This window comes from Actinoplanes sp. NPDC051388, from assembly GCF_055586225.1.
This window is the reverse complement of record NZ_JBVJIP010000012.1, coordinates 212705-237686: the sequence shown is the minus strand read 5'-3', so window position 1 is coordinate 237686 and position 24982 is coordinate 212705. Positions and strand designations below refer to the sequence as shown.

31 protein-coding genes and 1 riboswitch are annotated in these 24982 nt (G+C 70.0%); of the genes, 17 read left to right on the top strand and 14 right to left on the bottom strand.

Translation table 11 applies throughout. The annotated features are described in order from the left end of the window. Positions 1-227 precede the first annotated feature (227 nt). Positions 228-1301 (bottom strand): sensor histidine kinase, encoded by a 1074-nt coding sequence (locus ACZ6TI_RS28935; RefSeq protein ID WP_465348319.1) that lies wholly within the window; start codon positions 1299-1301, stop codon positions 228-230. 6 nt (positions 1302-1307) lie between these two features. Here ACZ6TI_RS28935 and ACZ6TI_RS28930 point away from each other — a divergent pair, with 6 nt between their 5' ends. Continuing rightward, entirely contained in the window at positions 1308-1946 is a 639-nt protein-coding gene (locus ACZ6TI_RS28930; RefSeq protein WP_465348318.1) for a response regulator, read from the top strand. Between the two features lie 65 nt (positions 1947-2011). Further along, entirely contained in the window at positions 2012-2971 is a 960-nt protein-coding gene (locus tag ACZ6TI_RS28925) for a glycerophosphodiester phosphodiesterase family protein (RefSeq protein WP_465348317.1), read from the top strand. Positions 2972-3070: 99 nt separating this feature from the next. On the opposite strand, the gene ACZ6TI_RS28920 is transcribed toward ACZ6TI_RS28925, so the two are convergent. Genes ACZ6TI_RS28920 through ACZ6TI_RS28895 form a run of 6 tightly spaced genes read right to left on the bottom strand, consistent with a single transcriptional unit; the run spans position 3071 to position 6665 of the window. Then, positions 3071-3340, bottom strand: a complete 270-nt coding sequence (locus ACZ6TI_RS28920) for a recombinase family protein (RefSeq protein WP_465348316.1) — start codon at positions 3338-3340, stop codon at positions 3071-3073. After that, on the bottom strand, positions 3337-3570 hold the full coding sequence (locus tag ACZ6TI_RS28915; RefSeq protein ID WP_465348315.1) for a hypothetical protein: 234 nt from the start codon (positions 3568-3570) through the stop codon (positions 3337-3339). Before ACZ6TI_RS28915 ends, ACZ6TI_RS28920 begins: the two co-directional genes overlap by 4 nt. Continuing rightward, the gene (locus ACZ6TI_RS28910) at positions 3548-4567 is read right to left on the bottom strand and encodes a hypothetical protein (protein WP_465348314.1); all 1020 of its coding nucleotides are present in this window, start codon (positions 4565-4567) and stop codon (positions 3548-3550) included. The genes ACZ6TI_RS28915 and ACZ6TI_RS28910 overlap by 23 nt, the downstream gene beginning before the upstream one ends. A 54-nt stretch (positions 4568-4621) precedes the next feature. After that, complete coding sequence (locus ACZ6TI_RS28905; protein WP_465348313.1) at positions 4622-4843, bottom strand: hypothetical protein; 222 nt, start codon at positions 4841-4843, stop codon at positions 4622-4624. Next, the gene (locus ACZ6TI_RS28900; protein WP_465348312.1) at positions 4840-5691 is read right to left on the bottom strand and encodes an ABC transporter permease; all 852 of its coding nucleotides are present in this window, start codon (positions 5689-5691) and stop codon (positions 4840-4842) included. Before ACZ6TI_RS28900 ends, ACZ6TI_RS28905 begins: the two co-directional genes overlap by 4 nt. After that, the gene (locus ACZ6TI_RS28895; RefSeq protein ID WP_465348311.1) at positions 5688-6665 is read right to left on the bottom strand and encodes an ATP-binding cassette domain-containing protein; all 978 of its coding nucleotides are present in this window, start codon (positions 6663-6665) and stop codon (positions 5688-5690) included. The genes ACZ6TI_RS28900 and ACZ6TI_RS28895 overlap by 4 nt, the downstream gene beginning before the upstream one ends. 98 nt (positions 6666-6763) lie before the next feature. On the opposite strand from ACZ6TI_RS28895, the gene ACZ6TI_RS28890 reads away from it, so the two are divergent. From ACZ6TI_RS28890 to ACZ6TI_RS28880, 3 genes are read left to right on the top strand one after another with little or no spacing between them, the layout of a single operon-like run. Next, on the top strand, positions 6764-7669 hold the full coding sequence (locus ACZ6TI_RS28890) for a phosphotransferase (protein WP_465348310.1): 906 nt from the start codon (positions 6764-6766) through the stop codon (positions 7667-7669). Positions 7670-7715: 46 nt separating this feature from the next. After that, entirely contained in the window at positions 7716-8918 is a 1203-nt protein-coding gene (gene serA / locus ACZ6TI_RS28885; RefSeq protein ID WP_465348309.1) for a phosphoglycerate dehydrogenase, read from the top strand. Beyond that, a complete protein-coding gene (locus tag ACZ6TI_RS28880; protein ID WP_465348308.1) occupies positions 8915-10264 on the top strand; it encodes an FAD-binding oxidoreductase in 1350 nt (449 codons plus the stop codon). Before serA ends, ACZ6TI_RS28880 begins: the two co-directional genes overlap by 4 nt. Here ACZ6TI_RS28880 and ACZ6TI_RS28875 read toward each other — a convergent pair. Together ACZ6TI_RS28875 and ACZ6TI_RS28870 are read right to left on the bottom strand one after the other, a co-directional pair. Next, complete coding sequence (locus ACZ6TI_RS28875) at positions 10261-11634, bottom strand: hypothetical protein (RefSeq protein WP_465348307.1); 1374 nt, start codon at positions 11632-11634, stop codon at positions 10261-10263. The genes ACZ6TI_RS28880 and ACZ6TI_RS28875 overlap by 4 nt on opposite strands. Before the next feature lie 130 nt (positions 11635-11764). Further along, complete coding sequence (locus tag ACZ6TI_RS28870) at positions 11765-12406, bottom strand: response regulator (protein ID WP_465348306.1); 642 nt, start codon at positions 12404-12406, stop codon at positions 11765-11767. Between the two features lie 233 nt (positions 12407-12639). Here ACZ6TI_RS28870 and ACZ6TI_RS28865 point away from each other — a divergent pair, with 233 nt between their 5' ends. The 4 genes from ACZ6TI_RS28865 (at position 12640) to ACZ6TI_RS28850 (ending at position 15995) form a co-directional block, all read left to right on the top strand. Beyond that, positions 12640-13266: a class I SAM-dependent methyltransferase gene (locus ACZ6TI_RS28865; protein WP_465348305.1), complete on the top strand. Its 627-nt coding sequence runs from the start codon at positions 12640-12642 to the stop codon at positions 13264-13266. Between the two features lie 73 nt (positions 13267-13339). Beyond that, complete coding sequence (locus ACZ6TI_RS28860) at positions 13340-13774, top strand: MarR family winged helix-turn-helix transcriptional regulator (RefSeq protein WP_465348304.1); 435 nt, start codon at positions 13340-13342, stop codon at positions 13772-13774. Continuing rightward, positions 13771-15531 carry an MDR family MFS transporter gene (locus tag ACZ6TI_RS28855; RefSeq protein WP_465348303.1) on the top strand — a complete coding sequence of 587 codons (1761 nt, stop codon included), beginning with the start codon at positions 13771-13773 and terminating at the stop codon, positions 15529-15531. Before ACZ6TI_RS28860 ends, ACZ6TI_RS28855 begins: the two co-directional genes overlap by 4 nt. A gap of 164 nt (positions 15532-15695) precedes the next feature. Next, positions 15696-15995, top strand: a complete 300-nt coding sequence (locus ACZ6TI_RS28850) for an antibiotic biosynthesis monooxygenase family protein (protein ID WP_465348302.1) — start codon at positions 15696-15698, stop codon at positions 15993-15995. A gap of 27 nt (positions 15996-16022) precedes the next feature. Here ACZ6TI_RS28850 and ACZ6TI_RS28845 read toward each other — a convergent pair whose 3' ends face one another. Together ACZ6TI_RS28845 and ACZ6TI_RS28840 are read right to left on the bottom strand one after the other, a co-directional pair. Next, on the bottom strand, positions 16023-16805 hold the full coding sequence (locus ACZ6TI_RS28845) for an ANTAR domain-containing protein (protein WP_465348301.1): 783 nt from the start codon (positions 16803-16805) through the stop codon (positions 16023-16025). A 152-nt stretch (positions 16806-16957) separates the two neighbouring features. Then, positions 16958-17149 carry a hypothetical protein gene (locus tag ACZ6TI_RS28840; protein WP_465348300.1) on the bottom strand — a complete coding sequence of 64 codons (192 nt, stop codon included), beginning with the start codon at positions 17147-17149 and terminating at the stop codon, positions 16958-16960. A gap of 553 nt (positions 17150-17702) precedes the next feature. Here ACZ6TI_RS28840 and ACZ6TI_RS28835 point away from each other — a divergent pair. Then, positions 17703-17873, top strand: a complete 171-nt coding sequence (locus ACZ6TI_RS28835; protein ID WP_465348299.1) for a hypothetical protein — start codon at positions 17703-17705, stop codon at positions 17871-17873. On the opposite strand, the gene ACZ6TI_RS28830 is transcribed toward ACZ6TI_RS28835, so the two are convergent. After that, entirely contained in the window at positions 17870-18106 is a 237-nt protein-coding gene (locus tag ACZ6TI_RS28830) for a DUF6158 family protein (protein WP_465348298.1), read from the bottom strand. The two genes, ACZ6TI_RS28835 and ACZ6TI_RS28830, sit on opposite strands and share 4 nt — an antisense overlap. Before the next feature lie 76 nt (positions 18107-18182). On the opposite strand from ACZ6TI_RS28830, the gene ACZ6TI_RS28825 reads away from it, so the two are divergent. From ACZ6TI_RS28825 to ACZ6TI_RS28815, 3 genes are all read left to right on the top strand, one after another. After that, positions 18183-18596, top strand: coding sequence for a hypothetical protein (locus ACZ6TI_RS28825; protein ID WP_465348297.1), 414 nt, complete (start codon positions 18183-18185; stop codon positions 18594-18596). A 12-nt stretch (positions 18597-18608) separates the two neighbouring features. Then, positions 18609-18953 (top strand): DUF3817 domain-containing protein, encoded by a 345-nt coding sequence (locus ACZ6TI_RS28820; RefSeq protein WP_465348296.1) that lies wholly within the window; start codon positions 18609-18611, stop codon positions 18951-18953. A 177-nt stretch (positions 18954-19130) separates the two neighbouring features. Then, positions 19131-19264, top strand: a riboswitch (cyclic di-AMP (ydaO/yuaA leader). 27 nt (positions 19265-19291) lie between these two features. Beyond that, entirely contained in the window at positions 19292-20236 is a 945-nt protein-coding gene (locus tag ACZ6TI_RS28815; RefSeq protein WP_465348295.1) for a C40 family peptidase, read from the top strand. A 67-nt stretch (positions 20237-20303) separates the two neighbouring features. Here ACZ6TI_RS28815 and ACZ6TI_RS28810 read toward each other — a convergent pair whose 3' ends face one another. Beyond that, complete coding sequence (locus ACZ6TI_RS28810; protein ID WP_465348294.1) at positions 20304-21305, bottom strand: sigma-70 family RNA polymerase sigma factor; 1002 nt, start codon at positions 21303-21305, stop codon at positions 20304-20306. Between the two features lie 562 nt (positions 21306-21867). Here ACZ6TI_RS28810 and ACZ6TI_RS28805 point away from each other — a divergent pair. Further along, positions 21868-22551, top strand: a complete 684-nt coding sequence (locus tag ACZ6TI_RS28805) for an SDR family NAD(P)-dependent oxidoreductase (protein WP_465348293.1) — start codon at positions 21868-21870, stop codon at positions 22549-22551. On the opposite strand, the gene ACZ6TI_RS28800 is transcribed toward ACZ6TI_RS28805, so the two are convergent. Beyond that, positions 22548-23264, bottom strand: coding sequence for a dTMP kinase (locus ACZ6TI_RS28800; protein WP_465348292.1), 717 nt, complete (start codon positions 23262-23264; stop codon positions 22548-22550). The genes ACZ6TI_RS28805 and ACZ6TI_RS28800 overlap by 4 nt on opposite strands. A gap of 120 nt (positions 23265-23384) precedes the next feature. On the opposite strand from ACZ6TI_RS28800, the gene ACZ6TI_RS28795 reads away from it, so the two are divergent. The 3 genes from ACZ6TI_RS28795 to ACZ6TI_RS28785 are packed head-to-tail and all read left to right on the top strand — an operon-like array spanning position 23385 to position 24947. Next, the gene (locus ACZ6TI_RS28795; protein WP_465348291.1) at positions 23385-23948 is read left to right on the top strand and encodes a nucleotidyltransferase; all 564 of its coding nucleotides are present in this window, start codon (positions 23385-23387) and stop codon (positions 23946-23948) included. Between the two features lies 1 nt (position 23949). Beyond that, a complete protein-coding gene (locus tag ACZ6TI_RS28790) occupies positions 23950-24207 on the top strand; it encodes a hypothetical protein (protein ID WP_465348290.1) in 258 nt (85 codons plus the stop codon). Beyond that, positions 24204-24947, top strand: a complete 744-nt coding sequence (locus ACZ6TI_RS28785; protein ID WP_465348289.1) for a metallophosphoesterase family protein — start codon at positions 24204-24206, stop codon at positions 24945-24947. Before ACZ6TI_RS28790 ends, ACZ6TI_RS28785 begins: the two co-directional genes overlap by 4 nt. Positions 24948-24982 lie beyond the last annotated feature (35 nt).

The following is a 24982-nucleotide window of genomic DNA, read 5'->3' as shown; positions in this document are numbered from 1 at the left end:
GGGCCGCCCTGGCGTTCTTTTTTGTCTCTTTTGTCCCGTTGTGCGCCGCCACGTCCCACCAACCCAAACTCCAGGACCCCCCACCCCCCCCCACCCCCCCCCCCCCCCCCCCCCCCCGCTCGGGTGCCCTTTGCTTTGCACACATATACGCAACACCCCAGGCAGCCTGGCCAGCCGGCTCAAGCCGCGCTCTGAGCACGCATTCGCGTCACCCCGGCTCGCGTGGGTCACGAACCCGTCATCGTCCGCATCCGGACCGGGAACGTTGCTTCGACGAGCCAGCCGCTCGGGGCGAGGGGGCCGTGGACCAGGCGCCCGCCGTACCCCTCGAGGTCTTGGGCGAGGCTGCGCAGCCCGAAGCCGGCGCCATCCCCCGCGGCGCCGCCACCACCGGAGGCCGATGGCTCGCTGGTGATCCGCAGGAGCACCGCGGCGTCGGACCGCTCGGCCGTCACCGTCAGCAGCGCACCCGGCCCGTCGTGCCGCAGCGCGTTCGTCGCGGCCTCACCGATCAGCCGTTCGGCGACCGCCCGCAGCGGCGCGGCAAGCGGCAGCTCGGGCAGCGGCCCGGCCACTCGCAGCCCCGCGGCACAGAGCGACTCCAACCGACCGGCCAGCAACGCTGCCGAATCGGGCTCGACCCCACCGGCGAGCGCCGCCCGCACCTCCGCCAGGGCCTCCCGCCCGGTGTGCAGCACGACGTCGACGCGTCGCTCCCCGCCGGCATCGAGCGACGAGGTCGCCCGCAAGGCCTCCGTCTGCAGCAGCATCACGGTCACCGAATGCGCGAGCGAGTCGTGCACCCGCCGCGCCAATCGCTCGCGGTCCTCGGCCGCCGAGGCTTCCGCGCGCAGGTGGGCCGCCGCGGTGCGCTGGCGGAGGTGTTCGCTGCGCTCGACCCCGGCCAACCAGGCCACCGTCACGGTGACCACCGCCATCAGCAGGCCTTCGACCGGCCCGTGCCGCACCGCGCTGGCCGCCGCCATCGCCACCCCGACCGCCGGGCACAACACCCACCGGATCACCGGCGACCGATGCGTGGCGGCCGTGTACAGCGCGATCGTCGCCGGGAAGAACCCGATCGCGCGCGCCATCCCCATCGTCGTGTGCACGGCGGTCGCCGCACCGACCACGATCAGCACGGCCGCCGGGAACCGCCGTCGCCAGACCAGCGGCGCCAGCTGCACGACCGCGAGCGTGGCCGACACCGCCGTCCCGGACAACACGAAGAGCAGCGCGACCGCGGCCGCCAGGGCGACGTCCACCAGCGGCTGCCAATGACGCCGGACCGTGAATACCATGTCCCGATGATCCGGCTTGTCATCGTCGACGACCAAGCGCTGGTCCGTGAGGGCCTGAGCCTGATCCTCGGCGCGCAGCCGGACTTCGAGGTGGTCGCCGAGCTGCCGGACGGCGCCGCGTTGCTCGACCTGGTCGCCGCCGACCCCGGTGTGGCCGACGTGATCCTGCTCGACCTCTATCTGCCGGGCGCGGACGGCGTGCGGGTGCTCGGCCACCTGCGCGATCGCCACCGCGACGCCGCACCGCGGGTGCTGCTGCTGACCACGGTCGGCCGCACCGCCGACGTGCAGCGGGCGATGGCGGCGGGCGCCGACGGGTTCGTGCTCAAGGACGCCGGGGGCAGCGAGCTCGCCGCGGCGGTCCGCAGCGCGCACGCCGGGGTGACCGCGCTCAGTGCCTCGGCCGCGAACCTGCTGTGGCCGGCCACTCCCCCGGCGCCCGACCAGGCCGCGCGACTGGGTTCCCTGACCCAGCGCGAACGCGAAGTCCTCGCCCTGCTCGGACGCGGCATGACCAACAACGACATCGCGCGCGACCTGCTGCTGGCCGAACGCACGGTCAAGGCCCACGTCAGCAACCTGCTCGCGAAGCTGTCCCTGACCAGCCGCACCCAGGCCGCCCTGCTGGCCCGCGACCTGTACTGAAGACCCATCCGGGCTACGCCCTTCGCCGCTTCCGGTGTCCTCGCCGGGGCTGGCAAGCTGCGGTCGTGCTGCGCAAACTCGCCAAGATCCTCGCCGTCGTCCTGCTGCTGGTCGCCGCGGTGGCGATAGCCAACAGTTCGACGCTGTGGGGTGACGAGGACGGCCATCCGTCGCTGCTCGCGCACCGCGGCATCGCGCAGACCTTCCCGCTGGCCGGCGTCGAGAACGACACCTGTACGGCCACCCGCATCCACCCGCCCGACCACGACCACCTGGAGAACACGCTCGACTCCATGCGTGCCGCCTTCGACGCCGGCGCGGACATGCTCGAGTTCGACGTGCAGGTGACCGCGGACGACCGGCTGGCCGTCTTCCACGACTCCACCCTGGACTGCCGCACCGACGGCACCGGCCGGGTTCGCGACCACACCCTCGCCGACCTGCGCAAACTCGACCTGGGCCACGGCTACACGGCCGACGGCGGCGGCACCTTCCCGTTGCGCGGCAAAGGCGTCGGCTTGCTGCCCACCGCCGACGAGGTGGTCGCCGCGTTCCCGGACCGCGAGCTGCTGATCGACCTCAAGAACGACGACCCGGCCGAGGGCGACCGCCTGGCCACCTTCCTGGCCACGCTGCCCGCCGAGCGGCTGGCCACCATCGGTGTCTACGGCGGCGACGCGGCGATCGACAGGGTGCTGGATCGACTGCCGCAGATCCGCGCCACCTCCCGCAAGATCATGAAGAACTGCCTGCTCAACTATGCGGCGATCGGCTGGACCAGCCATGTCCCGGACGCCTGCCGGCACACCGAGCTGCACCTGCCACAACGCTACGGCCGCTGGCTCTGGGGCTGGCCCAACCTCTTCGTCGACCGCATGCGCGCCGCCGACACCCGAGTCATCCTGGTCGCCGGCGACGGCCCGTGGTCAGCGGGCTTCGACGACCAGGCCTCCCTCGACCAGGTCCCCGACCACTGGTCCGGCTGGCTGTGGACCAACCGCACCGACCGCATCGCCGGCCGCTAGACGCCCGCCCGGGTCAACATCGCCGGCCGCTCGACGCCCGCCCGGGTCAACATCGCCGGCCGCTAGACGCCCGGCCCGGGCGCTTGGCACCTGGCCGGGTCAGCATCGCCGGCCGCTTGGCGCCCGGCCCGGGTCGGCATCGCCGGCCGCCAGGCACAAAGCCGGGTCATCCGCGTCGAGCAACCGCCGGGCATCCCGGGTGATCAGCAACCGGCCCACATAGGACGGATGCCAGGTCGCCCGCCCACACGGCGTCAGCACACCGGTCGCGTTGAGAGTCGCGCAGATCTTCCGGTACGACCACCCGGCACGAAACATCTGCACCACCTGCAGCAGGGTGCCGTCCGGACAGGCCCGCGGGCGGCTCATCGGCGACGACCAAAGGCCCGCAGCAGCGCGTGGAACAGCTTGAGCAGGTCACGCAGAACCACTCGCGCGTTGGCGCCGACCTCACCCTTGGCGATGGCGAACGGCAGGAGAAGCAGGACATAGAGCGTGAAGGCGGCGACAAGCACGCCGCCCACGGCGATGGCCAGGCCGCCGACCAGCAGATACGGCTCAGGGTCGGTCAGACGGTCAAAGACTTCCGGGTACGACAACAGAGGCTCCCACGGGACGGCGGGAGCCGGGCGCGCACAGGGCACGGCGAACATCCCGCGGACGACGACGAGTTGGAGGTCGCGTCGCGGGATTCGGGCCGCGCACCTTGCGCGGAGTGCAGGTGGTGGTCTCCCGGGGCGGTGGCGAGTGGTCGACGTTGAGTCGCATGACCAGCGACGCCAGCGCGGCGGCCTGCGCCAGACGTTCCGGCACCGAGAAGGACGAAGCGAGCTCCGCGCCGAGCCGGTCCCGCTCGCGCCGTGTCCGGATCGCGGCGAGAGCCGCGAACATGGCGTCACGCAGCCGCCGCAACCGAGCCCGTGCCCGGGAACCGGCCGCGTTCCGCCCGCGTCGGCAGACCTTCCCGAGCAGGCCGAGAGTCGACTTCGACGAACACGTCCCGGAATCAGGCAGGGACGCCCACGCCACGACGTCGGCCGCGTCGGAACGCAGCTTGGCCACGGCGGCCGGGAGCACCGCGGCGGTGGACTCGCGGGCAGCGGCCTTCACGCAACAGGCGGCGAGCGCCTCCGTGATGGACCCGCGTGCGGCGGCCCTCCCGCAACAGGCCACAAGCGCCCTGGTCGCCGGCCCGCCGGCGCCGTCGTTCGCAAAGTAAGCCGCGAGCACCCCGGTAGCTCCGCCCTTCGCGAAGTACGCCGCGAGCACCCCGATCGCCGACCTGCCGGCACCGGCCGAGGCGCCCCCGCACGCCGCGCGCCGGTCGCTGCCGGCCGAGGCGCCCCCGCACGCCGCACGCCGTTCGCGGCCGGCCGTGGTCACGCCGCACGCCGCACGCCGGCCGCCGCCGGCCGTGGCGACCCGGCTCGTCGCGCGCCGATCAGCGCCGGCCGCCGAAAGGCTCCGGATGCAGTCCCCCGCGGCTCGCCCGACCGTCGCATCCATCGGAACAAAGACCACGGTCGCACCCGCCGCGCCCGCCCATCCGCCGGCCAGGAGGGACGCCGACGAATAGCCCGTCCACCATCGGTCCATGTGGTCGAACCTATGCGTGCGCGCAGGGTGTTCCCTAAACTTCGCGCGCCGGTTTCACCCGGTCGAGCCGGCCGGCGGTCCGTCGCCGCGGTGGGTGGTTCGTGCATCGAGGCGGGCCTGTCGCCACGCGTGCCGCAACGCCATCCCGGCCTCGCGCCGAGCCCCTCGCTCCCGCCGGGCCGCCGCGCGCCCCGCCCGGCGTCGCGCCGCCTCCTCGGCAGCCGCCCGCAACCGGGCGGCCCGCCACGTCGCGGTATCGATGTCGATGCCCTTCATCGGCGGTTGTAGAAGCGCATCGTCAGGGTGCCGAAGACGGCGACGAACAGGCCGCTCTCGATCAGGGTCCACATGATCGCGCCCATGTCCCACGAGCCGGCCATCATCGAGCGCACCCCGGCCACCAGATGGGTGATCGGATTGACGTTCACGAACGCCTGCAGCCACCCCGGCATCGTGGTCGGCTCGACGAAGACGTTGCTCAGGAAGGTGATCGGGAACAGCACCATCATGCTGACGCCCATCACCGATTTCTCCGAGCGCAGGATCAGCCCGAACATGGTCCACACCCAGGAGAAGGCGAACGAGAACACCACCAGCAGGCCCATCCCGGCGATCACGCCGAGCGGACCGCCGGCCGGGCGGAAGCCGAGCACCAGGCCGACCGTCACGATCACGGTGGCCGCCAGGATGTAACGCAGCACGTCGCCGAAGATCATGCCGATCAGTGCGGACGGCCGCCAGACCGGCAACGTGCGGAAGCGGTCGAAGACGCCCTTCTCGATGTCGGTGTTGAGGCCGACGCCCGTGTACATAGTGATCATCACGACGCTGGTCACCATGATGCCGGGCAGGAAGAACTGCAGATAGTCGCCCGTCGAGCCGGCCAGCGCGCCGCCGAACAGATAGGTGAACATCAACGTCATGATGATCGGGAACGCGGTCACGTCGAACAGTTGCTCGGGCACGTGCTTGATCTTCAGCACCGCCCGCCAGCCGAACGTCAGCGACGACGACCAGGCGCTCGGGCGCGGCGGGCGGTCGCCGCGGGTGAGCACGGCGGCAAGCGTCTCGGCGGACGGTGTGTAGGTCGTGGCGGTCTCGGGGGTCTGGGTCGAGGTGCTCATGCGGCCGGCTCCTTGGGCATCGGCTGGTCGGTCAGGGCCAGGAACACCTCGTCCAGGCTGGGCTGCCCGAGCGAGAAATCGTCCACCACGATGCCGGCCGCGGCCAGCGCCGCCAGCGCCCGCGAAGCCTGCTCGGCGGCGCCCTGCTCAGAGCCTGCGCCGTCCACCCTCGCGGTCAAGGCGACCGGATCGGCGTCCATCGAGATGGTGGTCCGCAGCGCGTCGGCGAGCACCCGCTCGGCCGCCGGTCGCTGCTCGGTGTCGCGCAGTCGCACGTGGACGGTGCCCGCGCCGATCGACGACTTGAGCTGCCCGGGCGTGCCCTCGGCGATCACCTTGCCGTGGTCGATCACCGCGATGCGGCCGGCCAGCTGGTCGGCCTCGTCGAGGTATTGCGTGGTGAGCAGCACCGTCGTGCCGTTTGCCACCACCACCCGGATGATGTCCCACACCTGGTTGCGGCTGCGCGGATCGAGCCCGGTCGTGGGCTCGTCGAGGAAGAGCAGGTCGGGTGTGTTGAGGATGCTGGCGCTGATGTCGAGCCGCCGGCGCATGCCGCCGCTGTATTTCTTCACCTGCCGCTCAGCCGCGTCGGTCAGCCCGAACGCGTCGAGCATCAGGTCGGCGCGCTCGCGCGCCGCGGGCTTGCGGTGACCCAGCAGGCGGGCGAGCAGGATCAGGTTTTCCCGCCCGGTCAGGTCCTCGTCGACCGAGGCGTATTGCCCGGTCAGGCTGACCCGGCTGCGGACCTGATCGGCCTCCTTGACCACGTCGTTGCCGAACACGGTCGCCCGGCCGGCGTCGGGCCGCAGCAACGTGGCCAGCATGCGGACGACCGTGGTCTTGCCGGCCCCGTTGGGCCCGAGCAGGCCATAGACGGTGCCCGCCGGGACGGTCAGATCGACCCCGTCGACCGCGCGGTTGTCGCCGAAGACTTTGACGAGACCGCTGGTCTCGACGGCTGGAGCGCTCATGCGGGACACCCTGCCATCACGGTGTGACACTTTCGACGTGAGCGGCTGAACAGGGAAAAGGCGTTTCGGAATCGAGACGGGATTGCCAGGATCCTTTCATGGTTCCCGCGATCGGCGTCCGCATCCAATGGTCCGACCTGCCCGCCGGGGTGCGTGCCGAGGTCGAGCGGATCCTCGGCGCACCGGTGGTGTCCGCGCGGTCCCAGCCGGGCGGGTTCTCCCCCGGATCGGCCGACCGGGTGGTGACGGCGACCGGCCGGCGGGCCTTCGTGAAGGCGGTCAGCCCGGACCAGAACCCCAAGTCGGCGGAGATCGCCCGGGTCGAGGCCGAGATCAACGCGGCGTTGCCGGCGGATGCCCCGGCGCCGCCGCTGCTCGGGACGTTCGACGACGGGCACTGGATCGTGCTGATCTTCGAGGACGTCGACGGCCGGCACCCGCGTACCCCATGGATCGAGGACGAGCTCGACGCGGCCGTGCGTGGGCTGCGCAAGCTGGCCCACACGCTCACGCCCTCCCCGCTGCCGCAGCGGCCGTCCGCGGCCGAGCTGCTCGCCCACGACTTCGGCGGATGGCGCCGCATCGCGGCGGACCCGCCGGCCGACCTCGCGCGCTGGCTGCTGCCGCACCTCACGGAGGTCGTCGAGATCGCCGCGCGCGGGCTCGCCTCGATGACCGGCGACACCCTGGTGCACTGCGACATCCGGGCCGACAACATGCTGCTCACCACGGACGGTGACGCGGTCTTCGTGGACTGGCCGTGGGCCAGCAACGGACCCGACTGGCTGGACACCACGCTGCTCGCGGTCAACGTGCTGGTGCACGGCGGCGACGGTGACGCGCTGTTGCCGAAAGAGGGCGTCGACGTGGTGCTCGGCCTGACCGGTTACTTCCTGGATCAGTCCAGGCAGCCGCCTCCGCCGGGGCTTCCGACGGTGCGCGCGTTCCAGCGCTGGCAGGGTGACGCGCTGTTGCCCTGGATGCGTCGGCGTCTCGAATGGTGAGCGGACTACGCTGGAAAATCGCCGGTGTGAGACGACTGAACGGAAAGTGATGACAAAGGTCCTGCTGCTGGAAAGCATCCATGCCGACGCGGTGGCGCGGCTCGAGGCGGAGGGATATGAGGTCGAGTCCGTTCGCAACGCCCTGGACGAGTCCGAGCTGATCGACCGCATCCGCGGGGTGAGCCTGCTCGGCATCCGCTCCAAGACCAAGGTCACCGCCGGCGTGCTGGAGGCCGCGGACAAGCTGGTGGCGATCGGCGCGTTCTGCATCGGCACCGACCAGATCGATCTGCCCAACGCGGCGTCCCGCGGCATCGCGGTGTTCAACGCGCCGTTCTCCAACACCCGCTCGGTGGTCGAGCTCGCGGTCGCCGAGATCATCGCGCTGACCCGGCGGCTGACCGAGAAGAACACCGGCATGCACGCCGGGGTGTGGGACAAGGCGGCCGACGGCAGCCATGAGATCCGCGGCCGCCGGCTCGGCATCGTGGGTTACGGCAACATCGGCACCCAGCTCTCCGTGCTGGCCGAAAACCTGGGCATGCACGTGTCGTTCTTCGACACCGCCGACAAGCTGGCGCTCAGCAACGCCCACCGGTGCGCGAGCCTGGAGGAGCTGCTGGAGACCTCCGACGTGGTGACCCTGCACGTGGACGGCCGGCCGGGCAACGCCGGCTTCTTCGGCGCCGAGCAGTTCAAGCGGATGCGCCCGGGCGCGATCTTCCTCAACCTGTCGCGCGGCATCGTGGTCGACCACGTGGCGCTGCGCGAGGCGCTGGAGAGCGGCCACCTGTCCGGCGCGGCGGTCGACGTCTTCCCGACCGAGCCCAAGGGTCGCGGCGACGAGTTCGTCTCCGAGCTGCGCGGCCTGCCCAACGTGATCCTCACCCCGCACATCGGCGGGTCGACCGAGGAGGCGCAGTCCGACATCGGCGACTTCGTGGCGAACAAGCTGGTGCACTTCGTGCAGGAGGGCAACACCACGCTGAGCGTCAACCTGCCCGGCGTCGCGCTGCCGCAGCAGGAGGGCATGAGCCGCATCGTCCACGTGCACATCAACACACCGGGCGTGCTGGCGCAGGTCAACAGCATCCTGGCCGAGCACCAGGTGAACGTCGAGGGTCAGCTGCTGAGCACCCGCGGCGAATACGGCTACCTGATCACCGACATCCGCAGCGGCTTCTCCGACGAGGTGCTCGACCGGCTGCGCTCGATGGAGCAGACCGTCCGGCTGCGCGTGCTGTCGTGAGCGACCTTCTCGACCGCCTCGAGGAGATCGTCGGGGCGCGGCACGTGCTGGTCGACAGCGATCTCCGCTCGCCATACGAGACGGACTGGACCCGCCGCTTCACCGGCTCGTCGCTGGCCGTGGTGCGCCCGGCCGACACCGATCAGGTGTCCGCCGTGGTCCGGGCCTGCGCCGAGGCGGGCGTGGCGATCACCGTGCAGGGCGGCAACACCGGGCTGGTCGGCGGCGCGATCCCGGCCGGCGGCGAGGTGCTGCTCAGCCTGGGCCGGCTCACCGCGATCGACGGCGTCGACACGCTCGAAGGGCAGGTCACCGCGGGCGCCGGGGTGACGCTGGAAAAGCTGCAGCAGCACGCCCGCCCGCACGGTCTGGACGTCGGCGTCGACCTCGCCGCGCGGTCCGCCGCGACCGTCGGCGGGCTGGTCGCGACGAACGCCGGCGGTCTGCGCGTGGTTCGCTACGGCAGCATGCGCGAGCAGGTCACCGGCGTCGAAGCGGTGCTGGCCGACGGCAGCGTGGTGTCCCGGCTGGCCGGTCTGGCCAAGGACAACACCGGCTACGACCTCACCCAGCTGGTGGCGGGCAGCGAGGGCACGCTGGCGGTGATCACCAAGGTGCGACTCCGGCTGGTCCCGCTGCTGCCGGCCAGGGCGGTGGCGCTGGTCGCGGTCTCCGGCGTGCCGGCCGCTCTGGCGTTGCTCGCGGCCGCCCGCTCGACCTCGCTGTCGGCCGCCGAGCTGTTCCTCGCGTCGGGTCTCGATCTGGTGCGCGCGCACGGAAACCTGGCCGCGCCGTTCGCCGAGAAGCACCCGGCATACGTGACGCTGGAGTGCTCCGCGCGCACCGATCCGACCGACGAGTTGCTCGAACTGCTCAGCGAGTCCGAGGAGGTGCTCGACGCGACGGTGGCGTCCGACGCGGCCGGGGTGGCCAAGCTGTGGGCCTACCGGGAGACGCACACCGAGGCGATCAGCGCTGCGGGCGTACCGGTCAAATTGGACGTCAGCGTCCCGCTGCGCGAGCTGGCCGGCCTGGTGGACGACCTGCCCGGCACGGTGGCCGAGGCCGCTCCCGGCGCTCGCGTGCTGATCTTCGGCCACCTGGGCGAGGGCAACCTGCACGTCAACGTCCTGGACGCCGGCGAGCACGACGAGGCGGTCACCGAGGCGGTGCTGCGGCTGGTCGCGCGCCGCCACGGCAGCATCAGCTCGGAGCACGGCGTGGGCCGGGCCAAGACGGCCTGGCTCGGCCTGTCCCGGTCGGACGCGGAGATCGCCGCGATGCGGCGGATCAAGCAGGCACTCGATCCGGCCGGCACGCTCAATCCAGGTGTTCTGCTGGCTTAACCCACATTTCGTACGGTGAGAAGCGTGAGCCGTGACTCCGCCTCGACGTCGTAGCGATTGGCGACCTTCCAGTCCTTCGGCGTCAGGGTGGAGCCGGGCTTCACGTCGCGCAGCGTCCTGGTCCCCGCCGCCACCGTCTTGGCCCCACTGTCCACCTGCACCCGCACCGGGCTGCCCTTCGGCGAGGTCAGCGACAGGTCCTCGATGGCGCCGGTGACCCGCAGCGGCACCGTGCCGCTCGGCGTGGGCAAGGTCAGATCGACCCGGCGGCTGGCGCCGGTCAGATCCACCGAGCTCACCTTGCCGCCGGTGAGGTCGACCACCTGCTCGTCCGCGCCGCCGGTGAACCGCAACGCCCACGTCACCTTGCTGGAGAGCAGCACCTCGACGTTGCCGCGGGCCCCGTCGCCCTTCCCCGAATCACTGTCGGTGGAGAGCAGCAGCTGCACCTTGTCACCGGAGAGCGACGGGCGCGGCGCCATGCCGGTCTCACCGTCCGCAGTGATCTTGAAGAGGTCCGCGCCCAGGTCCTGCGTCTTCACCGTGGCCCGCCGAGTCGCCGCGACCAGTTCGAACGTCGCGGTGGTGCGCCCGTCCAGCGGCGCCGTGGCGACGCCGCTCTTCGAGTCGCCCGAGCCCAGCTCGAGCACCGAAGTGATGTCCTTGTTCTCCCCGGAGAAGTACGCGACCCCGGCCAGCGTGGCGCCGACCAGCACCAGCGTGCTGAGCGTCACGGTGGCCGCGACCAGCAGGCGCGAGCGGTGGCGCGGCTCGGCCTGGTGGTGCCCGCCGTCGGACCGGTTCTGGTGGTCCGCCCGATGTGGCCGGATCTCGCGGTGCTGCTGCTGGTCGAAGAAGCTGTGCGTCTCCGGCGCGAACTCCCGGTAATCGCTCTCCGGGGAGTCCTGGAAACTCGCCACCGGCCAGTCGTGAACCGGCGGCGTGGGCAGCCCGTCGGCGCCCCGGACCGGCAGCTCGACGGCGAGCGGCGTGACCTGCGGCTGCGAGTATCCCGCCCCGGCCGGGCTCACCGGAGACGGGTCGCGGCCGAACCAGTTCCCGCTGATCGGACCGTCGGTCACGCCGAACGACGCGCGGCTCATCGAGCCGGTGTCTTCCGGCCGCGCTTGCTCGACCGCGCTGCCCCCGGACCCGAAGGCGTCCCAGGGCATGTCGCTCCGACTGTCCACAGGGCTGCTGCTCTCTTCCGGTGCTTCAAAAGATCTGAGTGCCGGCGGCCGCCGGAAGGGTGTCTGCTCTCCGCCGGTGCGGCGGACGTCGCGGTTGGCCCAGTGCGCGCCCGACGTGGACGGTAGGTCGGTCACGGCGGCCTCGGGGGCCATGACCTCATCGGCTGCAAAGCGTTCCACGCGATGTCCTCCCGATCGCGCCGGGCGCCGACGATCTGCTCCGGGGCGCTCCACCGGGAAGTACGGATTCCGTGGCCCCGCGGATGAGTGTTGCGGTGAATTACTCTCAGTTATTCACCGCAGGTCGGACCTATTGGATCAGGCCACGCTGGCGAGCGACCGCGACCGCCTCGAGCTGGCTGTGCGCGCCGAGCTTGCCCAGCAACGCCTTCACGTGTCCGCGGCAGGTGTGCACGCTGATCCCGAGACGCCGCGCGATGGCCCGCGGGTCGAGCCCGGCGGCCATCAGCTCGAGCACCTCGTGCTCACGGGCAGTGAGACCACCGGGTCGCGGACCGGCCACCGGCGAGGTGCTGCGCAGCAGGCGGGCGAGGATGTCGGTGGAAACGGTCATGCCGCCGCCGTGCGCGGTGTGCACGGCGTTGAGCACATCGCCGAGCGGCCCGTTCTTGGTGAGGAACCCCGCGGCGCCGGCCGCGGTGGCCCGCCCGACCAGAGCGGCCTCATTGCTCGCTGTGAGGATCACCACTCTGGTGTCCGGAAAGCGGTGTCGCATCAACTCCGCGATGGCGATGCCGTCGGAGTCGGAGAGCTCGGGGTCGAGCAGCACCACGTCGGGACGCAATTCACCGACCAGGCTGAGCGCTTCCTGCCCGGTCCGGGCATGCCCGACATATCGCAGGTCAGGCTGGCCACGCAGGGCCACCCCGAGCAACTCGGCGAAGGTCTGGTGGCCGTCCACGACAAGTACCGTGATCGCCGCGTCACTCATACGCCACCCTCCTTCAAGTCCATCGAACACAGTCGTCGCAGTCTATGTTCACGCATCAAGATTGCCCGCCGTATGAACAGCCGTATCGCATACGCGCCTCGGATTCGACCCGACTGCCCCTCCGCCGTCCGGATGAGGCCGACCGGCTGCGATAACAGGTCTTTCGGCCGATCGGACCCCCTCACCGCGCCCGTTGGAACGGTTCTGTCGTACCCCGTGCGCACAATTCTCCCGTGCTGACCCCCGTACCCCTGACGCCGGAGATATCCCTGCAGCTGGCCGAGCCGGGCCGCGGGCTCTTCGACGCGACCGGCGGCGAGTTCCACAGTGACCGGCCGCCGCCGTTCTGGTCGTTCGTGTGGCCCGGCGGCCAGGCCCTGGCCCGCTACGTGCTGGATCATCCCGATGTGGTGCGTGGCCGCCGGGTGATCGACCTGGGCACCGGGTCGGGGCTGGTGGCCATCGCGGCGGCCCGGGCCGGCGCGTCCGAGGTGGCCGCGATCGACACCGATCCCGAGGCGGTCGCGGCGGCGATGCGCAACGCGGCGGCAAACGACGTCACTCTCGCCGCCGCCGTCGAGGAGCCCGAGGTCGTGCTGGCCGGCGACGCGTTCTACACCGTGCGGGTGGCCGAGCAGATGACCGCGGCGCTGCTCGCCGCCCGCCGGTCCGGCGCCCGCATCCTGGTTGGCGATCCGGGCCGGGGGTACCTGCCGGAGAGGCTCTTCTCCCGCAGCGCGAAATACGTAGTGCCCGTCTCGCCCGCGTTGGAATCAGCCGAGAGCCTGGTCACGTTCGTGTGGGAGATGCGAAACACAATGCATTCACCAACCAACAACTTGTACGATGCAACGATCTGAGCTTGATCAAGCGCAACCACTTGGGAAACCAGTGACAGAGCAGGGTGCCGCCGGTCTGCTGGCCGGAGAACTTGTGCGATTCGCCCGACTCGGCGGACGCGCCAAGGGCATGCTCAACGTCGGAGACCTCGGCGCGGAGTTCTCCGCCCTGATGTTGCTGTTCCCGCTGCGCCATCTGGGCGCGATGCGGGTCACCGACCTCGCCGAGGTCAAGCAGGCCGACGCGTCCACGGTCAGCCGTCAGGCCGCACAGCTCGTCAAGGCGGGGCTGGCGCGCCGCGAGGCCGACCCCGATGACGGCCGGGCCTCACGGCTCGCGGTCACCGAGGCGGGTCTGGCCGCTTGCGACCGGCTGGCCGAGGCACGGCACGCGGTGCTGAGCCAGGCGCTGCGGGATTGGCCCGAGGACCGGGTCGACCAGTTCGCCGGCCTCTTCGCCGAATTCAACAACTCAGTCGAGGCGCTCCTGCGCAGTGACTGGGCCGCCACACCACGGGAGAACGCGTGAGCAACCCCACCACCGCACCGGCACGAGGCGGCCCGGCCGCCCAGCCGTCGTCGGACTTCACCCATCGCCAGATCATCACCGTGCTGATCGGCCTGATGATGGGCATGTTCCTGGCCGCGCTCGACCAGACCATCATGGCGACCGCGACGCGCACCATCGCCGACGACCTCAACGGCTTCAACCTGCAGGCCTGGGCCACGACGGCGTTCCTGATCACCTCGACGATCTCCACGCCGCTCTACGGCAAGCTCTCCGACATCTACGGCCGGCGGCCGTTCTTCCTGTTCGCGATCGCGATCTTCATCGTCGGCTCGATCCTCTGCGGCCTCTCCCAGAACATGTACGAGCTGGCCGCCTTCCGCGCCATCCAGGGCATCGGCGCCGGCGGACTGATGTCGCTGGCGCTGGCGATCATCGGTGACATCGTCCCGCCCCGCCAGCGCGCCAAATACCAGGGCTTCTTCCTGGCCGTCTTCGGCACCGCCAGCGTCATCGGCCCGATCCTGGGCGGCTTCTTCGCGGGCGCCGACAAGATCCTGTGGGTCGACGGCTGGCGCTGGGTGTTCTACCTGAACGTGCCGATCGGCATCGCCGCGATGATCGTGGTCGCCCGCGTGCTGCACCTCCCGCACACCCGGGTCAACCACCGCATCGACTGGCCCGGCGCGCTCACCCTGATCATCGGCCTGGTGCCGCTGCTGACCGTGGCCGAGCAGGGCCGCGAGTGGGGCTGGGGTTCCGGCCGCTCGATCGCCTGCTTCGTGATCGGCGCGATCGGCCTGGTCGCCTTCGTGCTGGCCGAGCGGGCATACAAGGAGGAGGCGCTGCTGCCGCTGCGGCTGTTCGGCAACCGCACGGTCGCGGTCAGCTCCATCTCCAGCACGATCCTCGGCATGGCGATGTTCGGCGGCCTGATGACCGTCCCGCTCTATCTGCAGATCGTGAAGGGCTCCTCGGCCACCATGGCGGGCCTGCAGATGATCCCGTTCGTCATCGGCATCATGGGCGGCTCGATCCTGGCCGGTCAGCTGATCGCCCGCACCGGCCGTTACCGCATCTTCCCGATCATCGGCAGCATCCTGATGACCATCGCGCTCGGCCTGTTCGCCCTGATCGGCGCGGACACCCCGCTGTGGCGGACCATGCTGATCATGGTGGTGATGGGCCTCGGCCTGGGCGGCAACATGCAGCCGATGATCACCGCGGTGCAAAACGCGGTGTCGCCGCGCGAGATCGGCGTGGCGACCAGCTCGGTGGCGTTCTTCCGCTCGATGGGCGGCACGCTCGGCACCGCGGTCTTCCTGTCGGTGCTCTTCAACGTGCTGCCCGGCAGGATCAATTCATCCTTCACGGCCGCGCAGGGCACACCCGAGTTCCAGCAGGCGCTCGCCGCCGACCCGAGCCAGGCCCAGGTCCTGCAGCGCGCGACGGGCGGCGACGGGCTGAGCGACACGTCGTTCCTGAGCAGCCTGTCCGACGTGGTGGCGCACCCCTTCAAGGTCGGCTTCTCCGACGGCATCCAGGTCGTCTTCCTGATGGCCCTCGCCGTGATGGTGATCGGCCTGATCGTGGTCTTCTTCCTGCCGGAGATCCCGCTGGCGCAGCGCTCGGCCCAGCAACAGCGGGCCGACGACCTGCTGGCAGCCGAAAACGCCGACGGCGTGCCCGGCGAGGTCGGTGCGGGTCCCAACGCGGGCACCCACGGCGCGGCAACGGACCCGGTCACCGTCGGCAAGGACGGCGGCCCACCCCGCTGACGACCACCAAAGCGCGAGAGGGGGATGCCGGCCGACTGGCATCCCCTTCGTCATGCTCACGTCGCGCGACCCGCAACGCCACGCGAGCCGCGAGGCCGCGAGACGAGAGGCGTTAGGTCGTGTGCGCCGCGGTGGACGGTTCGGCTTCGCGTAGCGTTGGCTGCATGGCGGTTGTGAAGATCAACGCGATCGATGTGCCCGAAGGCGCCGGCCCCGAGCTGGAGCGCCGTTTCGCCGCACGACAAGGCGCGGTCGAGAACGCGCCGGGCTTCCTGGCCTTCGAGCTCCTGCGTCCCGTAGGCGGCGAGACCCGCTACTTCGTCTACACGCGCTGGGAGACGGAAGAGCACTACCAGGCCTGGTCGGAGTCCACCGGCCGCGAGGCCCACGCCGGCAACCGCGGCCGCCCGGTAGCCAGCGGCGCCAGCCTCCTCGAGTTCGAGGTGGTCCAGCACGTCGGCTGACGCGAGCCAAGAGGCGGGAAAGACCGGCTAGTGGCCCGGCTGCCGCGTCCGCGCCGCCGCCGCGATCAGCCTCTCCGCCACCAACTGCCGATCCATGCCAAGCCGCTGCGCCGTCTCCTGCAGCACGTCATACGCCTCGCGCACCCCACACCCCCGCTGCGCGATGATCACCCCGATGGCCCGGTCGACCGTAGCCCCCTGGCTCAGCGCCGCCCGCCGGGACAACTCCCCCAGCAGGATCTCCGCCTGGTTCACGATCGCCATCGCGCTGAGCAGCAGCTCCGGCCCGATCCCGTGCGGCTCCCGCACGAACACGCTCAACGCCCCGACCGACTCGCGCCGCACGTCCAGCGGAATCGAGGCCACCGCGAACACCCCGTCGGCCCGCGCACAGTCTGCCAGAGCCGGCCAGCGTGGGTCCGCGGTCAGGTCCTGCGTCGTCACCATCGTGCGGGTGCGCGCGGCCTCCATGCCGGGGCCCTGCCCGGTCTCGTACTGGCAGTCGTCCACCGCACGCCCGTCGCCGCCGGAAGCGGTCAGCGTGAGCGGCTCGCCCTCGGTGATCAGCACGACCGAGCACCGGACCGCGCCGGGCACCGCGCCGGCCGTGAACACCGCCAGCCGGTCCAGCGCCTGCGTCACATCGTCGGTGGCGAGCAGGCGGGCGGACAGCTCATGCAGGAGTCCGGCCACCTCGAGCTGGTGCGGCGGTTCGGTGGGAAGTGCTACTTGGCCGGTGATGGGGTGTTCCGTCTCGGTGTAGTGGGCCGGCGCCGCGTTCGTGGCACCGGTGTTGCCCTGTCCAGGCACGCGCGTCGGGACCGTGCGACGTGTCTGGTTGGGTGCGGACGCGCCGCTCCCCTGCGGAACTCGCCGCGGGACGACTCGCCCGCCGCTCCGTCGTGGGTCAGGCACGCGACGGATCCTGCCACGCCGCCGCCGTACCCGAAAGTTTTGTGCCCCTACCGGGTGCCTTCGATGGGTGTGACCGTCTGGTCCGAGGTGCGGTGTTCGCGCGCCAGGCCGAGATCGTCCTCGCGCTCGTCCGACTCCGCCAGAATGGCCTCGGCCTGCGCTTCCGGGTCGGCACTGCCCGCCGCCAACTCCTCCGGCAACAGTTCCGCCGCCCGCTGCTCCGCCCGTGAGTCATCCATGAAGATCACCGTTACCCGCACATCTGTCGGAAAAACATCAAGATCAAACCCGGGTCGCAGCGGGGTGGGTGGTCCAGACCGTCACTCCCGTCGAGGGTCAGCTCGCTGGCGCTCGCCTCCACCTGCGTGAGTGGCCACTCCCAAGAGCCAAAGACCCAAAACCGGGAGTGGCCGCTCCCAAGAGCGAAGACCCAAAAACCGGGAGTGGCCACTCCCAAGAGCGAAGACCCAAAAACCGGGAGTGGCCACTCCCAAGAGCGAAGACCCGAAGCCCGGAGTGGCGACTCCCAGGAGCGAAGACCCAAAGCAGTGCGCCGCCCCCGGGAATCCCGAAGGCGGCGCGGATGTCGGTGCGCATGTCGCCTCGCGGCGAAAGGCACAACACGGCTCCAGCCGGACTGGTATTCCGTGAAGGCAAAGGGTGAGGCCCGGGGACAGTGGACGCACCGACATCTGCTCTCAACTGTCGGTCGGCCCCGATGATTCCATGACCGGTTGTGACGCAGACCACACACATCGTTTGCGCCGAAGATCGCCGGGTAGGTGCTCCGGCATGACCCAGCAGGAGCACTTAGAGGCCTTCGACTCGGACGACACGGATGTCGACTTCGCCAACGAGCACGAGGACACCACCGTCGACGCGGACGTCAGCGGCGACCGCGACCAGGCCGAGACCGAGAGCCCCGAGGGCTGGGACGGTCTGGACCAGGACGGCCCCCCTTAGAAGTCCTGCGTCAACCGGGACGGATCGATCTCCCGCCCGGGGTGCCGGCTCAGATACTCCGTCTCCAGCTCCGCTGTCCGGCGCAGATGGTTGGACAGCGCCGCGTCCGGGCCAAAGCGCAAGGTGTCCAGCCGCGTCCGGTGCAGGCTGTGCAGCTCGCGCAGCAGGTCGTCGTCGCCGAGACCGGCCGGATCGATGCCGGTCTCCTGCACCACGAACTCGGGATCAGTCATCTCGGCCTCCTGATCGGGTCCGCACAGCCATGCCCGCCCAGGCCGGGCCCAAACCGCCACGGCTACGCTGACAGGCATGAAAGGGCTGTGGACCCCGGCCTGGATAGCGCGCCACGTGGCCGCGCTCGTCCTCGTGCCGGCGTTCCTCGGCCTCGGCTGGTGGCAATACACGCGCGCCACCGAGGGCAACGCTCTCAGCTGGGGTTACGCGTTCCAGTGGCCGGTCTTCGCGGGCTTCGTCGTCTTCCTGTGGTGGCGCGAGGTCAAGCTCGAGCGCCACGGGAAGCCGCAGGACACGCCCGCCCCAGAGGTGGAAAGGCGGCCAGGTTCGCCTGTTACGGTCGGCCGCCCCATCCGGGTGCCGGCCCGCCCCGCCGCCGGGGACGATGCCGACGATCCGGAGCTGACCGCCTACAACGATTACCTCGCCTGGCTGGCCACCCATCCCGGCGCCAGGCCGGGCGACTACCCGGGCAAGAGCAAGAGATAAGGACGAGGAACAGTGCAGGGAGCTCTCACCCGCTACCGGATCATCGCCTGGATCGTCGGCGTGGTCCTGATCCTCCTGGTCGTGGTGGGCATGCCGCTGAAATACCTGGCCGACAACGACGCCGTGGTCGCCGGCGTCGGCCCGGCGCACGGCTTCCTCTTCATCCTCTATGTGCTGGCCACCTTCGACCTGGGCCGCCGCCTGCAGTGGCCGCTCACCCAGATGCTGCTGATCATGCTCGCCGGCACGATCCCGTTCCTGTCCTTCTGGGCCGAGCGGAAAGTGTCACATCAATGGGCTCGCGGCAATTCCGATAAGTCCGATTCCGGCACCGAAGGTCACGCTCTGAAAGCGTAAACACACGGACTGGTGCGCATCTCATTGCCATTGGCATAAGTCACTCTTAGAAAACTTGTAATTCTAAGATTCGCCGATAAGTTGATGCGGTTGGTCCGGTCTGCAGCCACAACCCTCCGGTGGCGCCGGCCCAGCGCCGCCGAGTCAATCCGGCCGACCGCGCCGAGGCCCACATCCCCATCGGGCCCGCGGAGTGGACAGCCGGTGAGCCGGGGAACCAGGTAACTGGGGTGAATCCGCTCCCCCGAGCGGTAGGACCATCTTCCGTCCGAACCCGTCAGCTAACCCGGTAGGCGGCCAGGCGGAAGAAAGGCCTCATAGCGTTGTCACACGCCCGTTTGAGGTTCCGGACGCTCGCCGTCGCCACACTGGCGCTGGCCATCACCGGGACCACTGCGACGGCCGCGCACGCGGAGCCGTCGAAGGCTGAGCTCACCAAGCAGATCCAGAAGGCGTCGGACGATCTCGAGGACGTGGTCGAGTCGTTCAACGGCATGAAGATCACCATCGCGAAGACCAAGAGCGATCAGCTCAAGCTGACGCAGTCGCTCGGTCCGGCCAAAGAGGCGCTCAAGGTCGCCACGGCCGAGATGGGTGAGATCGCCGCGACCGCCTACAAGCAGGGCGACATCGGCACGGTGAACGTCGTGCTCAACGGCCCCGGCAACCTGCTCGACCGGATGAGCGTCATCGAGCAGATGACCCGTGACCGGCAGCGCAAGATCAACGACTTCACGGCGACGACGCAGGACTACGACGCCCGTCAGGCCGCCCTGAAGACGCTGCAGACCAAGCAGACCGCTCAGCTGAACGAGCTCAGCAAGCGCAAGAAGAAGATCGAGAACGACCTCAAGAAGCTGTACGCCATGCGCACCGCGGCATACGGCAAGGCGACGTCGTCGGGCAGCAAGTACACCGGCACGATCCCGAACATCGCCGGTTCCGCGGGCAAGGCGGTCTCGTTCGCCTACAACGCGATCGGCGTCATGTACAAGTACGGCGCCGACGGCCCGAACGGCTACGACTGCTCCGGCCTGACCTCCGCGGCCTGGCGTGCGGCGGGCAAGTCGCTGCCGCACAAGGCTTCCGCGCAGATCGGCGCGACGACTCCGATCAGCAAGGGCGACCTGAAACCGGGCGACCTGGTGTTCTTCCGCAACGGCGGGCACGTCGGGCTCTATGTCGGCGGCGGCATGATGATCGACGCCTCCCATGCCGGCGAGCCGGTGAAGAAACGTTCGATCACCGTGATGTCTCCGACCGGGTACGGCCGGGTCAAGTAACCGGCCACGAGCACAACGAAAGGGCCGGTTCCCCTCGCGGGGAACCGGCCCTTTTCGCGTACCCGAATCAGGCGGCCTGCAGGCCCTCGGCCCGAGCCAGCTCACGCAGCCGGCCCAGCGCCTGGATCTCCAGCTGGCGGATCCGCTCACGGGAGAGCGAGAACCGCGAGGCGACCTCGGTGAGCGAGTGCTCCCGGCCGTCCTCGAGCCCGTAACGCGCCCGCATGATGCCGGCCGACCGGTCGTCCAGGTGGTTGAGCAGACCCTCGATGCGTGACCGCTCCAGTGCGGTCAGCACGATCTCCTCGGGCGACGGGGCGTCGCTGTCGGCCACCAGGTCGCCGAGGTTGGTGTCACCGTCGTCGCCCACCGGGGTGTCCAGCGAGACCGTGTCCTGCGCCCAGCGGGTGAGCTCGGTGACGCGCTCCACCGTCACGCCCAGCGCCTTGGCGATCTGCGCCGGCTCCGGGTCGGCGCCGAGCTCACGAACGAGCTGGCGGGTGACGTTGCGCATCCGGTTGACGTCCTCGACCAGGTGCACGGGCAAGCGCACGGTGCGCTCCTGCTGCGCGATGGCCCGGCTGATCGCCTGACGGATCCACCACGTCGCGTACGTCGAGAACTTGTAGCCGCGCTCGTAGTCGAACTTCTCGACGGCGCGGACGAGGCCGGTGTTGCCCTCTTGAATCAAGTCGAGCATCGGCATGCCGGATCGCACGTAACGCCGTGCGATCGAAACGACCAGCCGCAGGTTGGCGCGGATGAACAGGTCCTTCGCGCGCTTCCCGTCGGTGACCAGCCGCTCGAACTCCTCCTGGCTGACACCCCGCCGGACCTCGCCCTCTTCGAGCAGGTGCTCGGCGTAGAGGCCGGCTTCGATGGCCTTCGAGAGTTCGACCTCTCGGGCCGCGTCCAACAGTGGCGTCCGGGAGATTTCGTGCAGGTACACTCCAACGAGGTCGCGCTCCTCGGCAACCTCATCGGTCCGCATCACGGTGTTCTTCTCCACGCTCTCCACGGTCCCCTCATTGCCTTCACTAACCCTGTTACGGGCGATACCTGCGTCCATCAGTCCCTCCCCGTAACGTCCGCAGTTCTAGCCATTGCCGAACTGCTACATCCACAACAGATGGCGTCCCGCAGTGATTCCGGCTGGTGGATCGAAAGTGTCACGAGTGTCTGAGCGCTGGCTGAGAGCCCGATGCATACTTACTGAGGAACGCCCTCACATAGTCATTCGGAGCCGCACCCGGCGTTGGATGCGTTGACACACGCATACCCTTCGCCCGCTTCATGACACCATCGACCCCTCATCCGCCACAGCGACGGGCATCACGACCGCACCTGCGACCCTCGTCACTACCCTGTACGGCTGGGTTGCCAGGAGGGTTCACACGCAGGATCGGCCGGTTGCCACGGGGTTTGAAGCAAACTCCGGCACGAACGGCTCGTCACCGTGGTGAAACCCGGGCCACGAGCCACAATGCGCCACGTTGCGCCGCAGTTCACTCGCCCGTCCGGGTGACTGACATGCCGGGTTACATCCTTTCGGGAAACTGGTGCCCCGTCGATCTCATTAGCAGCCAGGACGTGACGGAAAACACATACGTCTGACGTGCTTGGATTGGCTCATGGAACGCACCGCATTGATCACCGGAGGCGCCGGCGGCCTCGGTTCGGCAGTTGTCTCCACATTCGTCGAAGCGGGCTGGCGGGTGGTCGCTCCGGTCCGAGCCGGCTCGGCCGCCCGATTGCCGGCCGGCGCGACCGCGGTTGAGACCGATCTCACGGTCCCAGCCGACGTCGGCCACGCGATCTCGGTCGCCACCGGCGAGGAGGGCGCGCCGCTCACCGCGGTGGTCAATCTCGTCGGCGGGTACGCGGGCGGCGGCCGCGTGCACGAGACGCCGATCGACGACTTCGAGGCGATGCTCAGGGTCAACCTGCGCCCGCTCTATCTGGTCACCTCGGCCGCGCTCCCGGCCCTGCTGGCAGCCGGTGGCGGCTCGATCGTCTGCGTCTCCTCCCGGGCCGCGGTGGCGCCGTTCCCGGGCGCCGCGGGCTATGTGACGGCCAAGGCGGCGGTGCTGGCGTTCGCGAATGCGGTGGCGGTCGAATATCGGGGGCAGGGAGTGCGGTGCAACACCGTGCTGCCGAGCGTGATCGACACTCCGGCCAACCGGCAGAACCAGCCGAACGGCAAGGTGGAGAACTGGGTCACCCCGGCGGACATCGCCAAGGTGATCCTCTTCCTTGCCGGGGACGACTCGAAGCCGACCAGCGGCGCGACCGTGCCGGTCTACGGCAACGCCTAGAACGACTCGAGGAACTGCCAGCCGAGCGCGGCGACGGCGGTGGCCAACGAGCCGAAGGCCAGGATCGTCTCCCGCGGTGTGCCGGACAGCAGGGCGAGCGCGTGCGGGTCGGGCGACGGCTGCGGCAGGTGCGCCCGGATCTCGGCGGCGACCTTGTCCGGGGTGCCGTTGGCGTCGATCACCACGAAGCTCGGGAACTCCGGCAACGACCGGTAGGCCGCGTCGGCCCGGCGCAGGTAGTCCATCTCCTCGTGGTCGTAGCCCCGGGCCTCGATCCGGTCGTGCGCCACCTGCGGGTCGACGGCCAGCAGGAACGTCACGTCCGGCCGCGGAAACAGGTGGTAGGCCAGGCGGGCCCGGCGCTCGGCGGCCGGCTTGGCTCCGCGGGCGCGGAGGCTCGCGTACTGGCAGAAGGCGTAGCGGTCCATCACCACGGTCTCGCGGGTGAGCGAGCGGCGCAGCAGCGTGCGGAGGATGGCCAGCCAGCGCAGGACCGACTCGACGAAGAGCATCGTCCGGCGCCCGAGCAGGGCCTCGCCGTCCTCGCGACCGAAGACCGCGGCCAGTCGCCCGAACCAGTGCCGGCCGCCGGCGTTGCGCCGGTAGGACGCGCGCAGGCCCGCGGCGGCGAGATCGTCCGCCAGCCGGTGGGCCTGGGTGGTTTTGCCGGACCCGTCGATGCCGACGAGAGCCACGGTTCGGGGGGTGACCATACCCATCGACGGTACTCGGAGATGTCACGCCGGCCGTTTCCGCAGGGGGCCGGCGTGTGCCGTGGAACCATGTGGGGTAGTCGTTACCGGGCATACGCCACAGCTACGACAGGAGACGACATGCCGCACCGGGTGGACGAAGGACTCGCCACCACGTTGAAACGGGTCGCCTCCGTTCTCAAACAGGCGGAGATCCCGTTCGCGCTGGGCGGCAGTTTCGCGGTCTACGCGCACGGCGGGCACTCCAGCGACCACGACGTCGACTTCCTGATCCGCGAGCAGGACCGGGAGCGCGTTCTCACCGAGCTCGCCGGGGCCGGCTTCGAGGTGCAGCAACCGCCGGAGGACTGGCTGGTCAAGGTCTTCGACGAGGGCCGGATGGTGGATCTGATCTACCGCCCGGTGGAGTCGCCGGTGACCGACGCCACGCTGGCCGACTCGGTGGTGCGCCCGGTCGAGGCGATCGCCATGCCGGTGATCTCGGCGACCCAGCTGATGGTGCACAAGCTGCTGAGCTACAGCCAGCACTACTGTGACTTCGCCACCGGGCTGCCGGTGGCGCGCTCGCTGCGCGAGCAGATCGACTGGGAGCGGGTGCGTAAGGAGACGGCCCAATCGCCGTACGCGGAAGCGTTCTTGGTTCTTCTGGACCGCCTCGACGTGGTCCCGGCTGACGGGGGATGAGATGACGCACCAGGGGGACGACGACTATCTGGAGGCGAGCATCCAGCGCCTGCTGACCGAACACGGACGCGTCGCCGAGCAGGGCATCACCGTGCAGCGCCGCGAGCACGGCGTGGTGCTGGGCGGCGAGGTGGAGAGCGTGGACCGGCGCGACGAGATCTGCCGTCAGATCGCCACGCATTTCCCCGACGTGGAGATCACCTGTGACATCGGCATCACCCGGACGTCGGTGCCCGTCGAGGCCGAGGAGATTTCATGATCCGGATCGCCGCGGTCGGTGACGTGCACGTGGACTCCGACGTGGTGGGCCGCTACCGACCGGCGCTGGAGCGGCTGCCCGAGGTGGCCGACGCGCTGCTGATCGCCGGTGACCTGACCCGGCACGGGACGGTGGCCGAGGCGCGCAGCTTCGTCAAGGAGTTCGGCGGGCTGGCGGTGCCGGTGATCACAGTGCTGGGCAACCACGACCACCAGAGCGATCAGCAGGACGAGGTGGCCGCGGTGCTCACCGACGCCGGGATCACCGTGCTCGAAGGCACGTCGACGGTGCTCGAACTGCACGGCCGGCGGCTCGGGGTGGCCGGGGTGAAGGGTTTCGGCGGCGGTTTCGGCGGGACCTGCGCCAGCAACTTCGGCGAGCGGGAGATGAAGGCGTTCACCCGCACCGGTGAGGAGGCCGCGGAACGGCTGGCGGCGGCGCTGACCGGAGTGGACTGTGACGCGCTGGTGGCGCTGACCCATTACGCCCCGGTGCCGGAGACGCTGGCCGGCGAGCCGGTGGAGATCTATGCGTTCCTGGGGTCCTATCAGCTCGGGCGGGCGATCGACGGGGCGCCGACCGCGCTGGCCCTGCACGGGCACGCGCATCACGGGTCGGAGCGGGGACGCACGCCGGGCGGGGTGCCCGTCCGGAATGTCGCACATCCGGTGATCAAGCAGGCGTACAACGTGTATCAACTGCTGTCCGACGACATCGACGTCACCCTGGTGCCCGCGTGAAGGTTTTCGAATTTTGGGGTCCGGGTATTGCACGG

Excerpts from the sequence above, each read along its gene's own strand:
- ACZ6TI_RS28935 (WP_465348319.1), bottom strand. The coding sequence starts at position 1,301 with ATGGTATTCACGGTCCGGCGTCATTGGCAGCCGCTGGTGGACGTCGCC.
- ACZ6TI_RS28930 (WP_465348318.1), top strand. The coding sequence starts at position 1,308 with ATGATCCGGCTTGTCATCGTCGACGACCAAGCGCTGGTCCGTGAGGGC.
- ACZ6TI_RS28920 (WP_465348316.1), bottom strand. The coding sequence starts at position 3,340 with ATGAGCCGCCCGCGGGCCTGTCCGGACGGCACCCTGCTGCAGGTGGTG.
- ACZ6TI_RS28910 (WP_465348314.1), bottom strand. The coding sequence starts at position 4,567 with ATGGACCGATGGTGGACGGGCTATTCGTCGGCGTCCCTCCTGGCCGGC.
- ACZ6TI_RS28905 (WP_465348313.1), bottom strand. The coding sequence starts at position 4,843 with ATGAAGGGCATCGACATCGATACCGCGACGTGGCGGGCCGCCCGGTTG.
- ACZ6TI_RS28900 (WP_465348312.1), bottom strand. The coding sequence starts at position 5,691 with ATGAGCACCTCGACCCAGACCCCCGAGACCGCCACGACCTACACACCG.
- ACZ6TI_RS28895 (WP_465348311.1), bottom strand. The coding sequence starts at position 6,665 with ATGAGCGCTCCAGCCGTCGAGACCAGCGGTCTCGTCAAAGTCTTCGGC.
- ACZ6TI_RS28890 (WP_465348310.1), top strand. The coding sequence starts at position 6,764 with ATGGTTCCCGCGATCGGCGTCCGCATCCAATGGTCCGACCTGCCCGCC.
- ACZ6TI_RS28870 (WP_465348306.1), bottom strand. The coding sequence starts at position 12,406 with ATGAGTGACGCGGCGATCACGGTACTTGTCGTGGACGGCCACCAGACC.
- ACZ6TI_RS28850 (WP_465348302.1), top strand. The coding sequence starts at position 15,696 with ATGGCGGTTGTGAAGATCAACGCGATCGATGTGCCCGAAGGCGCCGGC.
- ACZ6TI_RS28840 (WP_465348300.1), bottom strand. The coding sequence starts at position 17,149 with ATGGATGACTCACGGGCGGAGCAGCGGGCGGCGGAACTGTTGCCGGAG.
- ACZ6TI_RS28835 (WP_465348299.1), top strand. The coding sequence starts at position 17,703 with ATGACCCAGCAGGAGCACTTAGAGGCCTTCGACTCGGACGACACGGAT.
- ACZ6TI_RS28830 (WP_465348298.1), bottom strand. The coding sequence starts at position 18,106 with ATGACTGATCCCGAGTTCGTGGTGCAGGAGACCGGCATCGATCCGGCC.
- ACZ6TI_RS28825 (WP_465348297.1), top strand. The coding sequence starts at position 18,183 with ATGAAAGGGCTGTGGACCCCGGCCTGGATAGCGCGCCACGTGGCCGCG.
- ACZ6TI_RS28810 (WP_465348294.1), bottom strand. The coding sequence starts at position 21,305 with ATGGACGCAGGTATCGCCCGTAACAGGGTTAGTGAAGGCAATGAGGGG.
- ACZ6TI_RS28805 (WP_465348293.1), top strand. The coding sequence starts at position 21,868 with ATGGAACGCACCGCATTGATCACCGGAGGCGCCGGCGGCCTCGGTTCG.
- ACZ6TI_RS28800 (WP_465348292.1), bottom strand. The coding sequence starts at position 23,264 with ATGGTCACCCCCCGAACCGTGGCTCTCGTCGGCATCGACGGGTCCGGC.
- ACZ6TI_RS28795 (WP_465348291.1), top strand. The coding sequence starts at position 23,385 with ATGCCGCACCGGGTGGACGAAGGACTCGCCACCACGTTGAAACGGGTC.
- ACZ6TI_RS28790 (WP_465348290.1), top strand. The coding sequence starts at position 23,950 with ATGACGCACCAGGGGGACGACGACTATCTGGAGGCGAGCATCCAGCGC.
- ACZ6TI_RS28785 (WP_465348289.1), top strand. The coding sequence starts at position 24,204 with ATGATCCGGATCGCCGCGGTCGGTGACGTGCACGTGGACTCCGACGTG.